Origin of the sequence: Mitsuokella jalaludinii, assembly GCF_928722185.1 — a bacterium.
In the GTDB taxonomy this organism is placed as follows: Bacteria; Bacillota; Negativicutes; order Selenomonadales; family Selenomonadaceae; genus Mitsuokella; species Mitsuokella jalaludinii.
Window position 1 is genome coordinate 1,347,473 of sequence record NZ_CAKMXA010000001.1, and the last position, 11,975, is coordinate 1,359,447.

Sequence of the window (11,975 nt, forward strand, 5' to 3'; positions counted from 1 at the left end):
AAGCTGACACATGGTGTCAGCTTTTTTGATGCATATATGGGATTTGAAAGAGAAAGCAATTCAGGCCTGCACAGTGCTCTTGCGGCGCTTGAGCTGCAGGAGCAGGATGACGACGAACAGCGCAAAGCCTGCGATGTCCGTCAGGAAGCCTGGCTTGATCATCATGAGGCCACCCGCGATGAGCACGAGGCGCTCCACCGTGCTGCAGTCATCGGCCAGGTAGCCGATGAGGGCCGACGAGAGCGCAACCATGCCGATGAGGGCCGTCAATGTCGTCAGCAGCAGGTCAAGGGCCGTGCCCTCAATCATCAGCAGCACCGGCGACAGGACGAACATGTACGGGATGATGAAGGCCGCTATGGCAAGCTTCGAGGCGTTGATGCCTGTCCTCAGGGGATTGCCGCCAGAGATGCCTGACCCTGCGAAGGCCGCCAGCGCGACAGGCGGCGTGACGTCGGCGATGATGCCGAAGTAGAAGACGAACATGTGCGCACAGAGCACCGGCACGCCCATCTGCACGAGCGCCGGAGCGGCGATTGTCGAGGTGATGACGTAGTTGGCCGTCGTCGGCACGCCCATGCCGAGAATGATGGCCGTGATCATCGTGAAGAACATCGTCGGCAGCAGCAGGCCGCCCGAGAGGTCCAGGAGTCCAGAGGCCAGCTTGAGTCCGACACCCGTCTTCGTCACGACGCCGATGATGATGCCGGCCGAGGCGCAGGCGACGAGGACCGAGAGCACGTTGCGCGCGCCGCGGTCGAGGCCGCGGACGATCTCGATTGGCTTCATGCGCGTCGACTTGCGCAGGGCCGAGCAGAGGATGGACAGCACAATGGCGACGAGCGCTGCGCGCATCGGCGTGTAGCCAGAGACGAGCAGGTAGACGATGACGATGAGCGGCAAGGCCAGATGGCCGCGCTCACGGAGGATCGTGCCGATCTTCGGCAGCTGGCTGCGCGGGATGCCCTTGAGGTTGCCGCGCTTCGCCTCGAAGTGGACGCCGAGCCAGATGCCCGCGAAGTAGAGGAAGGCCGGCACGATGGCCGCCTTGACGATATCGATGTAGGGAACGCCGACGAACTCAGCCATGAGGAAGGCCGCAGCGCCCATGACCGGCGGCATGAGCTGGCCGCCCGTCGAGGCAGCCGCCTCAACGGCTCCGGCGAAATCCTTGTGGTAGCCGAGTTTCTTCATCATCGGGATGGTCAGGGAACCCGTGCCGACGACGTTGGCGACGGAGCTGCCGGAAACTGTGCCCATGAGGCCGGACGACAGCACGGCGACTTTCGCCGGGCCGCCGCTGGCCCAGCCGGCGATAGCATTGGCGAGGTCGATGAAGAACTTGCCGAGGCCCGTCGACTCCAGGTAAGCGCCGAACAGGATGAACAGGAAGATGAACGTCGACGAGACGCCGAGCGGGATGCCGAAGATGCCCTCTGTCGTGAAGTAGAGGTGGCCGACGAGCTGCTCGATCGTCAGCCCGCGGTGCGCGAGGACGCCCGGCATGTAGGGACCGGCAAAGGCGTAGATCAGGAAGGCCAGCACGACGCAGACCATCGGCAGGCCGACGATGCGGCGCGTCGCCTCGATGACGAGCAGGATGCCCAGCAGGCCGACGACGAGGTCAATGCCCGAGACAGTGCCCGAGCGCAGCACGAGATGCTGATACTCCATCACGATGTAGGCAGGCGTCGCAGCGCCGAGAACGGCGAGCAGCACATCGAAGGGATGCACCTTGTAGCGCGACCACGACTTGCGCGTCGGGTACAGCAGGTAGACGAGCGCCAGGCCGAAGCCCAGATGGACGGCTCGCTGCAGTTGCGCGTCGAGCACGCCGAACGTCGCCGTGTAGAGCTGGAAGACGGAGAACGTGATGGCAATGGCGGAGACGATTTTCGCCATGACGCCCTTGTACATCATCGTGTCGGATTCTTTGTCGTATTTCTTTAAGATGTCATCTGCGGATTTTGGATCCAGCTTTTCAGTCATAAAAAACATCCTTTCTGCTTCTCTGCTTCCCTATTCTCGGGAAGGAAAAGTATTCAGCAGCCGAGCAGAGCCCGGTAAAATGGCACAATGGAGAGATCGATGCGCGTGCCGGGCGCATATCGCTCATAGAGGCGGTACTCCCGCCCATTGACCGTCAGCGTGAGCTTCGTGCCCACCCCCGTCCGCAGGGAGAGCGTCCGGAAGTGACGGTCCATGTGATCGAAGATGTAATAATCCCCTTCCTCGCGGAAGTCTCCTTCCTCCGCGAGGAACGGCAGCCCTACGCCGAAGGACTGGTACTTCGTCGAGAGCAAATTGAAGCCATCCTTCTCATCGTCGATCTCGAGATTCTCGAGCACCGGTGTTTTCTGCACCGAATGGATGAAGTGGATGGAAAAGGGCAGTCCCGCCCTCGCCTCGACCATCACCACACGCTCCCCCTGCGCCCGCACGACGAAGCACGGCGTCAGGAATACGGAGAGCACAGCGATGATTGAGCCGAGCACGGTCAGCCACAGACAGATTGGATAACGACGCATAAGACCACCAGACAAAATCAAAAAGGCCTCCTCCATCGCACACCGCACATGCATGAGCTGACGAAAGAGGCCTTTCCTTATATTATATTACGCTTTTACTCGATTACTCTTTGAAGAACTTCTCAGCACCGGCGTTCATCGGCAGAGACATGCCCTTGAGGGCCGTGTCCTTCGTGATGAGCTTGCCGACGGAATGAGCGGCCTGCAGGCGGTCGAGGTTCGTGAAGATGGCCTTCGCGATGTCGTAGCCCATCTTGTCGTCTACCTTGTCCGTCGCGACAAGCATGGCCATGACGGAGATAGTCGGGACGTCCTCGTCGAAGCCAGCATACGTGCCAGCCGGGATCGTCGTCTTCGTGTAGAACGGATACTTCGCGATCAGGGCCTCAGCCTTGTCGGCATCGATTGGCAGCAGGCGTACCTTGTTCTGAGATGCGATATCCTGTACGGACGAGGTCGGATAACCGGCCGTCAGGAAGGCTGCATCGACGTTGCCATCCTTGAGGGCGCTGGCGCCTTCTGCGAAGGACAGGTACTGGACATCGATGTCGTTGTAGGTGATGCCGTAGGCCTCGAGGATCTGGCGGGCATTCGCCTCAGCACCGGATCCGGCTGCACCGACGGCTACGCGCTTGCCCTTGAGCTCCTTGATGCTCTTGATGCCCGACTTGTCGAGCGTGACGAACTGGCACGTCTCCGGATAGAGCGAAGCGATGCCGCGGATGTTGTCGACCTTCTTGTCCTGGAACATCTCCGTTCCATTGACGGCATAGTAGGTGATATCGTTCTGGACGATGGCCAGGTCGACGGAATTGTCCTTGAGCATGTTGATGTTCGCGACCGTCGCACCAGTCGACTGTGCACTCGCATTCATGCCCGGGATTTCCTTGTTGAGGATCTCCGCCATCGCACCGCCGATCGGATAATACGTACCGGCCGTGCCGCCCGTCGCGATGTTGAGGAATTTCTTCTGGCTGCTCTCACTACCACAGCCGGCCAGGAGCGCTGCTGTCATAACCGCTATGAGTCCCACGGTCAGCATTTTGGTCAAGGAATGAAACTTCATATTGAACGCCTCCCACTTTATGCAAAACAAATCATATCATGTATAAAATTATAACATGGTACATATACACTGACAAGACAAAATTCGTCATTTATCTAAAAATCTGTAATGTATATGTGTATACAAGAAACAAAAAGAGTCTTCCCTTCTTGTGGGAAGACTCTTCGTTGAGTCATATCTATCGTATCGAAGTTCAGCCGATGCGGGCCGTGTGGATGATCTCGTAACCCTTTGCCTTGATCTTCTCGGAGATCTCATCGACGTTCGGGATGTTGCCACGCACGACGATCTCGTACTTGCCGTAAGGCTGACGGCAGGTCACGAGGCTGTCGATGGACAGACCGCACTCCGTGAAGATGCCGGCGATATCGTAGACGACGCCGACCTTGTTGTCGACGAGCAGTGTCAGGCGCGTCTTACCCTCCTGCAGGCCCATGACATCGACGAACGTCTTGAAGATATCCGTCTCCGTGATGACGCCGACGACGGCGCCGACGCTCGAGACGACCGGCAAGCCGCCGATCTTGTTGTTGTACATGATGAGCGCCGCTTCCTCGATCGTCGCATCCTCATTGACGGAGATGACCTCCTTGCTCATGATGTCCCTGATCTTGAGCTTGGCGAGCAATGAGCGCGCCTCGTAGCGCGAGAGCGTCGTCGCGGGCGACGGTGCCACGCGCATGATGTCCTTGTCGGACAGGAACCCGACGAGCTTGCCGTTCTCGACGACCGGCAAGCGGCGAAAATGGCCCTTCTTCATGGCGGAGGCCGCCTCATCGACCGGTGTGTCCGGCGTGACGGTCACTGGGTTCTTGGCCATGCGATTTGCTACAAACATTCAGAATCCCCCTCTGCAATTTTCTTGATAAGGATACATTCGCCGCAGAGCTTTGAGTTCCTGCTATGCAGCGAAGGCAAATACAAGGGATAAAGCGTCTCAGCCGCCAAGGTATGCCTTGCGGACATCCTCGCTGGCCGCGAGATCCTGTGCCTTGCCGGAGAGCGTGATGCGCCCCGTCTCGAGGACATAGGCGCGATTTGCGATGGAGAGCGCCATGTTGGCGTTCTGCTCGACGAGCAAGACCGTCGTGCCGCTCTTGTTGATGTCGACGATGATGTTGAAGATCTCCTTGATGAGCAGCGGCGCGAGGCCCATCGAGGGCTCGTCGAGCAGCAGGAGCTTCGGACGACTCATGAGGGCACGGCCCATGGCGAGCATCTGCTGTTCGCCGCCAGAGAGCGTGCCGGCCGACTGGTTCTTGCGCTCCTCGAGGCGCGGGAAGAGCTCAAAGACGTGTTTGAGGTCCTGCTGGATGCCAGCCTTGTCCTTGCGCACGAAGGCGCCGAGGTCGAGGTTCTCCATGACCGTCATCTCCGCGAAGACGCGGCGGCCTTCCGGCACCTGCGAGATGCCCTTCTTGACGATCTCATGGGCGCGGACACCGGCGATGCTCTGCCCCAGGAAGGTGATGCTGCCCGTCTTTGGCTTCAGGAGGCCTGAGATCGTGCGCAGCGTCGTCGACTTGCCGGCACCGTTGGCACCGATGAGCGTGACGATCTCGCCTTCATTGACTTCGAGGCTGATGCCCTTGAGCGCATGGATGGCGCCGTAGTAGACGTCTATATTATCGATTTTCAGCATGGGTTCTGCCATATACATACCTGCTTTCCATACATCTGATTCTGATCATTCGCCGCCGAGATATGCCCGGATGACCTCCGGGTTCTTCTTGATCTCGTCCGGCGTTCCTTGCGCGATGATCTCACCGTATTCCAGCACGTAGATGCGCTCGCAGATGCCCATGACGAGGCTCATGTCGTGCTCGATCAGGAGGATTGTCAGGCCGAACTCCTGCCGGATCCAGCGGATCATGTCCATGAGCTCCTTCGTCTCCTGCGGGTTCATGCCGGCAGCCGGCTCGTCGAGCAGCAGGAGCTTCGGCTTCGCCGCGAGGGCTCGCGCGATCTCCAGACGGCGCTGTGCGCCGTACGGCAGGTTCTTGGCCACCTCATCCGCCTTGTCATCGAGGTGGAAGATCTTCAAGAGACTGTGCGCCTCTTTCTCGATGGCCTCCTCTTCCTTGAAGTAACGGCCGATGCGGAAGACGGACTCCAAGATGCCGTACTTGACATGGTAGTGGAAGGCGATCTTGACGTTCTCGAGGACCGTGAGCTCTGAGAACAGGCGGATGTTCTGGAACGTGCGCGCGATGCCGCGCTGCGTGACCTGGTACGGCTTGAGGCCGACGATGCTCTCGCCCTCAAACGTGATCGTGCCCGTCGTCGGCTGATAGACGCCCGTCAGCATGTTGAAGGCCGTCGTCTTGCCGGCACCGTTCGGGCCGATGAGACCGACGAGTTCCCCGCGGTCCAGATGGATGTTAAAATCCGTGACGGCCTTGAGGCCGCCGAATACCTCCGAGACATTCTCGGTGCGTAAAAGCTCACTCATGAGGCGTCTCCCCTTTCTTGAAAATGCGGCGGAAAATGCCCATATTCGTGATCTCCATGTAGCCGAAGAGGCCCTGCGGACGGTAGAACATCAAGAGGATCAGCGCGATGGCGTAGATGATCATGCGGAACTCCGGCCAGCTTGCGAGCGCGGCCGAGATGAAGGTGACGACGAAGGCGCCGGCAATCGAGCCCGTGATCGAGCCGAGGCCGCCCATGACGACCATGATCAGGTAGTTGAACGTCTGCATGAAGGTGAAGGACGCCGGGCTGATGAGGTAGAAGCAGTGCGCGAAGAGGCCGCCTGCCACACCGGCAAACGCTGCGCCAATCGTGAAGGCCATGACTTTGTACTTCGTCGTGTTGACGCCCATGGACTCCGCCGCGATCTCATTCTCGCGGATGGCCAGGCAGGCGCGGCCATGATTCGAATTGACAAAGTTCTTGATGAAGAACAGCGTGAACAGCATGATGAAGAAGACCCAGGCAAATGTCGTGTGATGCGGGATGCCCTTGAAGCCAGCTGCACCGCCGACGTACTGGATGTTCATGATGACGATGCGGATGATCTCGCCGAGGCCCAGCGTCGCGATGGCGAGGTAGTCGCCGCGCAGGCGCAGCGTCGGGATGCCGACGAGGAAGCCCAAAAAACCGGCCGCGATGCCGCCCGCAATCAGCGCGACGGCGAACGGCATGTGGAAGTTGGCCGTCAGCACGACGCCGACATAGGCGCCGACTGCCATGAACCCGGCATGGCCGAGCGAGAACTGGCCCGTGTAGCCATTGATGAGGTTGAGGCTCGCGGCCAGGATGATGTTGATGCCGATGATTAGGAGGTTGAGCTGCCAGAAGGAACTCAGGACGCGCTCCGTGATCAGGACCTGCAGGACTGCAAACAGGACAACCGAGAAGGCGAGCATGATGCAGTCATTCTTGCGTAAGTATTTCATATGCTCCCCTCCTTAGACCTTTTCCTTCGTGTTCTTGCCAAAGATACCGGCCGGCCGCACGAGCAACACGAGGATCAAGATGGCAAAGGCAGCCGCATCGCGGAACGTCGACGAGATGAAGCCCGAGACGAGCGCCTCGACGACGCCGAGGATCAGGCCGCCGACCACAGCGCCCGGCAGGATGCCGATGCCGCCGAGGACGGCTGCGACGAAGGCCTTGAGGCCCGGCATGATGCCCATGAGCGGATCGATCGAGTTGTAGTAGATGCCGACGAGCACACCGGCGACAGCGGCGAGTGCCGAGCCGATGCCGAACGTGATCGAGATGATGCGGTCCGAATTGATGCCCATGAGTTCCGCCGTCTCCGTGTCAAAGGAGGCAGCGCGCATCGCCTTGCCCGTCTTCGTCTTCTGGACGATATACGTCAGGATGACCATGAGCACGGCCGTGATGCCGAGGATCAGCATCTGCTGGCCGTTGATGACGATGCCGCCGACCGTGACGGCCACGTCACCGAACATCGCCGGGAACGTGCGCGGCGTCGGCGAGACGAAGTACATCGTCGTGTACTCGAGGAAGAACGAGACGCCGATGGCCGTGATGAGCACCGAGATGCGCGGCGCATGGCGCAGCGGCTTGTAGGCGAGACGCTCGACGAGCATGCCCAAGAATCCTGTGACGACGAGCGAGATGAGCAGTGCCGGCACGACAGACAGGTGTGCCTGCGTGATGGCGAAGAAACCGATGTATGCGCCCACCATGTAGATATCGCCATGGGCGAAGTTGATGAGCTTGATGATGCCGTAGATCATCGTATAGCCTAGCGCGATCAGTGCGTAGATACTGCCGAGCGAGATGCCATTGATGAGCTGCTGCAAGACTTGATGCCAGACTTCCATAGAGAGCTCCTTCCATATAGTAAGAGGCCGCATCCCTGCGGCCCCTTCTCTTCTAGCCTATTGTGTACGCTTCTTACTCTTCCGGCATGATCTTCGCGACCATCACGCGATCGCCATCCTTGTTCTGCAGGATGACGGCCTGCTTGATCGGATTGTGGTTCTTGTCCATCGTGATCGTGCCAGTACCGACCTTGAGATCCTTCGTCTCTTCGAGAGCCTTCTGGATCTTCTCCGGGTCTGCGCTGCCTGCGCGCTTGATGGCATCAGCAAGCATCTTGCCGGCATCATAGCCGAGAGCTGCGAAGACGTTCGGCATATGGCCGTACTTCTTCTGGAATGCTTCGACGAACGGCTTTACCGATTCGTCCTTGTCGGAGTAATGCGTGCTGAAGTACGTGTTGTTGAGCGCTTCTGCACCGGCGATATCCGTGACCTTCGAATCATCCCAGCCGTCCGTGCCGAGGATCGGGGCCGTGATGCCGAGCTCGCGGGCCTGCTTGACGATCTTGCCGACTTCTTCATAGTAAGCCGGGACGAAGATGACATCGGCATTAGCCGTCTTGAGCTTCGTCAGCGTTGCCTTGAAGTCCTGGTCCTTGGCGAGGAAGGCTTCTTCCATGAGGACCTTGCCGCCGGCTGCCTCGAACTTCTCCTTGAAGACCTTGCCGAGGCTCTTCGAGTAATCCGTGCTGTTGTCGACGTAGATGACAGCCGTCTTAGCCTTGAGGTTCTCGGAAGCAAACTTCGCCATGACCGTGCCCTGCTGCGGATCGATGAAGCAGCTGCGGAAGACGAACGGCTTGACCTTGCCGTTCTCTACCGTGACGTCCGGGCTCGTGGCATCCGGTGCGATGATGGGGACCTTGTTGTCCGTAGCGACCTGCGACTCAGCAATGACGTTCGCCGTGACAGCCGGGCCGACGAGGACGGATACCTTATCATCCGAGATCAGCTTCGTTGCCGCATTGACGGCCTCTGATGCCTCGGATTTATTGTCGGCCGTGACCAGCGTGATTTTCTTGCCATCGACGCCGCCCGCATCGTTGATCTCATCGATTGCGAGCTTGAGGCCGTCGAGCGTTGCTGCACCGTAGTTGGCAACATTGCCCGTCATCTCGAAGTTCGCACCGACCTTGATCTCGTTGCTGTCAGCCTGGCTGCCGCAGCCTGCGAGTACGCCGCCCATGAGCATCGTGCCCATGAGGACGCTGGCGAGTTTCAGACCTTTCTTGCCGAAATTCATATGAATTCCTCCCTTTTCTCTCCCTAGCAATGTTTGATTGCGATGAACTTATTATAGTTTACACAGTTACAATAGTCAACACTTTTGTGCAAAGAAAAGGAACAAAAACTTGAATTTTGTTTTTCTAAAGGGGACTTTTCTTCCATTCACTCAGGTTTTGTACCATTGAGATGGAATTTCCGGCCAAAACGTTCACACAAGAAAGGTATTGTTTACAGTCTCTGTGTATACAAAAAGAGCGCAGCCAAAGCTGCGCTCTTCCCGAGTCTTAATCGCGTATGTAAATCTCGATGTCCTGGCGGCCGAAGGCCAGCGCCTCGGCTCTTGAGTCGAAGGCCACATCGATGCGGTGGCCGCGGATGGCGCCGCCAACGTCTTCGGCCACGGCCTCGCCGTAGCCCGGGATGTAGACGTGCGTACCGAGCGGGATAATGCTCGGGTCGACGGCGATGATGCCGTGGCGCACATGGGTGCCGAGCGCCGTGTAGGCGGAGTTGCCCGGGTCATCGGCACTGTAGGCCGTCGCATTGACGTACATGACCGTGCCGTCGCTCTCATCCGATGACGGCTGGTATTCCTGGCCGCCAGAGAGCACGGAGTACGTGCCATTGCCGCAGACGCCGTCATCATCGAGCCCATTCGCCTTCTGGAAAGACTTGATGGCCGCGACAGTCTGATTGCCACAGATGCCGTCCGCCGCGCCGGTCAGCCAGCCCTGCTCGATGAGCAGCGTCTGCACCTGCCGCACGGCAGGGCCACGGGAGCCCTGCCGGACGAGGATATTTGAAGCCATTGCCTCCGTTGTGCTGAAGAGCAGGAGAAAGGAGGCCAGAAGAAATACTACAACGCATTGATTTCGCAAACGCACGCACCTCTCTCAAAAGCATCTGTCAAGCTGGATAATCTATACCGCTTATTGTACCACATCGCGCAAGACCCGGTCAAAACAAGACTCACTTGACCAGGCGCAGAGGCGGCGTCCCCTGCGCTCCCCCGCGGCCTTCCCGGATGACGTCCTTGCGGGCGTCCTGCCGCTCATCGTGCTGCAGCTGGAAGCCGTGGCGACAGATGTTCAGCAAGATGCCCATGGACGCCATCGTGACGAGCAGCGAAGAGCCGCCGTAACTGATGAAGGGCAGCGGTACGCCGACGACTGGGAAGGTTCCGCTGACCATGAAGAGGTTGCCGAGGGCCTGGCCGACGACGAGCAGCATGATGCCAATCGTCAGGACCTGACCGTAGATGTCGCGCGCCCGCGCCGAGATGTAGTAGCAGCAGATTGCCAGCATGAAGAACAGGGCGATGACGAGCAGGACGCCGAGGTAGCCGTGCTCCTGCGCGAAGATCGCGAAGGCGAAGTCGGTGTGGGCCTCCGGCAGGTACTCATACTTGCTGACGCCCTCGCCGAGGCCCATGCCCCAGAGGCCGCCCGAGCCGATCGTCGACATCGACTGCACGGCCTGGTAGCCGACGCCCTGCGCGTCACTCCACGGGTCGTACGTCGTCTTCACGCGCAGCAGGCGGTACGGCTGCCAGACGATCAGGCCGACGATGCCCGCTATCCCCGTGAAGAACAGCACCTTCACCTGTTTCCAGGGGATGCCGACGAGGAAGGCCATGAGGAACGGCACACCGAAGACGATGCAGGCCGTCCCCATGTCCGGCTCAAGTTCGACGAGCGCCGCCATGAAGAAGATGACCCAGTACGGCGGCGCCTTGAGCAGGTCGATCTTCTTCTCGCGCTTCATCATCATCGTCAGGAAGCGCGAGGCGATCAGGATGCCCGTGAGCTTGGCAAACTCTGCCGGCTGCACGCTGAAGCCAGCGAACGAGAGCCAGCGCCGCGCGCCGTTGACGACCGTGCCCATGACCAGCACGAGGATCAGAGCGAGGACCGTGGCAATGAGAAGCCACTTCGTGATGCTCTGCCAGCGGTGGTAGTTGATGCGGCTGCAGGCGAAGCAGACGAAGATGCCCAGGACGAGCCAGACGGCATGGCGGATGAGAAAGTAATACGGATTGTTGTAACTCGTCGTCGCGAGGACGAAGCTCGAGCTGAATACGTTGATGGTCCCCAGCAGGAGCAGGACAGCCATGATGACGATGACTGGTTCTGATTCGTTGCGCCACGGCGTCTTCCGGATCAGCATCGAAATGCCCCCTTCATCCCTTACTCGAAAATGACTTCACAGCGGTTGATCTTCTCGCCGAAGCCGCTGAACTTGCGCTCATACTCCGTCATGATGTTGTCCGGGCGGTTCTCGGCGTGCAGGTCGTACGAGACATCCTCGACCTTGAGGCCCGCCTCCGCAAACTGCTCGAGCGAGAAATCGAAGAGCGGGCGATTGTCCGTCTTGAAGTGGAGCTCGCCCGGCTTCTTCAAGAGGCGGCGGTACTTCTCGAGGAAGCCGACGTGAGTGAGGCGGCGCTTCGCATGGCGCTTCTTCGGCCACGGGTCGCAGAAGTTGATGTAGAAGCGGTCGACTTCGCCCTCGCCGAAGATGTCCTCGATGTGGTTGATGTCAAAGACAAGCAGGCGCACATTCTTGAGCTCTTTCTCCGCGATCTTCTTGGCCGCCGAATAGAGCACATCCTGCTGCATCTCGATGCCGATGTAGTTGATGTCCGGGTGGAGCTCAGCCAGCTGGCTGATGAAGTCGCCCTTGCCCGTGCCGAGCTCGACATGAAGAGGCGCCTGGCGGCCAAAGATTTCCGCCCACTTGCCCTTCTTCTCCTCGCCGATCTCCTGGTCACGGCTCACGACAAAATCATCGAATTCGTGGATGGCTTCATCCACCCACGGCTTTCTTCTTAAACGCACGATATATCTCCTTTGT

12 protein-coding genes are annotated in these 11,975 nt (G+C 59.1%); all 12 read right to left on the reverse strand.

Features of this window, described 5'->3' with window-relative positions; translation table 11 throughout:
• Positions 1-60: 60 nt before the first annotated feature.
• Entirely contained in the window at positions 61-1,998 is a 1,938-nt protein-coding gene (locus QDI87_RS06390; RefSeq protein WP_404810288.1) for a TRAP transporter permease, read from the reverse strand.
• Positions 1,999-2,042: 44 nt separating this feature from the next.
• Entirely contained in the window at positions 2,043-2,528 is a 486-nt protein-coding gene (locus QDI87_RS06395) for a DUF1850 domain-containing protein (RefSeq protein ID WP_302997116.1), read from the reverse strand.
• Between the two features lie 103 nt (positions 2,529-2,631).
• Positions 2,632-3,594 (reverse strand): TAXI family TRAP transporter solute-binding subunit, encoded by a 963-nt coding sequence (locus QDI87_RS06400; protein WP_036374327.1) that lies wholly within the window; start codon positions 3,592-3,594, stop codon positions 2,632-2,634.
• A gap of 193 nt (positions 3,595-3,787) precedes the next feature.
• The gene (locus QDI87_RS06405) at positions 3,788-4,432 is read right to left on the reverse strand and encodes a CBS domain-containing protein (RefSeq protein WP_036374329.1); all 645 of its coding nucleotides are present in this window, start codon (positions 4,430-4,432) and stop codon (positions 3,788-3,790) included.
• A 99-nt stretch (positions 4,433-4,531) separates the two neighbouring features.
• Entirely contained in the window at positions 4,532-5,236 is a 705-nt protein-coding gene (locus QDI87_RS06410; protein ID WP_081828385.1) for an ABC transporter ATP-binding protein, read from the reverse strand.
• Between the two features lie 45 nt (positions 5,237-5,281).
• Positions 5,282-6,046: an ABC transporter ATP-binding protein gene (locus QDI87_RS06415; protein WP_036374332.1), complete on the reverse strand. Its 765-nt coding sequence runs from the start codon at positions 6,044-6,046 to the stop codon at positions 5,282-5,284.
• The gene (locus QDI87_RS06420) at positions 6,039-6,995 is read right to left on the reverse strand and encodes a branched-chain amino acid ABC transporter permease (RefSeq protein WP_036374334.1); all 957 of its coding nucleotides are present in this window, start codon (positions 6,993-6,995) and stop codon (positions 6,039-6,041) included. Before QDI87_RS06420 ends, QDI87_RS06415 begins: the two co-directional genes overlap by 8 nt.
• Before the next feature lie 12 nt (positions 6,996-7,007).
• A complete protein-coding gene (locus QDI87_RS06425; RefSeq protein ID WP_036374336.1) occupies positions 7,008-7,895 on the reverse strand; it encodes a branched-chain amino acid ABC transporter permease in 888 nt (295 codons plus the stop codon).
• 73 nt (positions 7,896-7,968) lie between these two features.
• Complete coding sequence (locus QDI87_RS06430) at positions 7,969-9,138, reverse strand: ABC transporter substrate-binding protein (protein WP_036374338.1); 1,170 nt, start codon at positions 9,136-9,138, stop codon at positions 7,969-7,971.
• A gap of 268 nt (positions 9,139-9,406) precedes the next feature.
• Positions 9,407-9,931, reverse strand: a complete 525-nt coding sequence (locus tag QDI87_RS06435; RefSeq protein ID WP_081828382.1) for a 3D domain-containing protein — start codon at positions 9,929-9,931, stop codon at positions 9,407-9,409.
• A 160-nt stretch (positions 9,932-10,091) separates the two neighbouring features.
• Positions 10,092-11,288: a putative lipid II flippase FtsW gene (ftsW, locus tag QDI87_RS06440; protein WP_036374339.1), complete on the reverse strand. Its 1,197-nt coding sequence runs from the start codon at positions 11,286-11,288 to the stop codon at positions 10,092-10,094.
• 20 nt (positions 11,289-11,308) lie between these two features.
• Positions 11,309-11,959 carry a tRNA (guanosine(46)-N7)-methyltransferase TrmB gene (gene trmB, locus QDI87_RS06445; protein WP_036374341.1) on the reverse strand — a complete coding sequence of 217 codons (651 nt, stop codon included), beginning with the start codon at positions 11,957-11,959 and terminating at the stop codon, positions 11,309-11,311.
• Positions 11,960-11,975 lie beyond the last annotated feature (16 nt).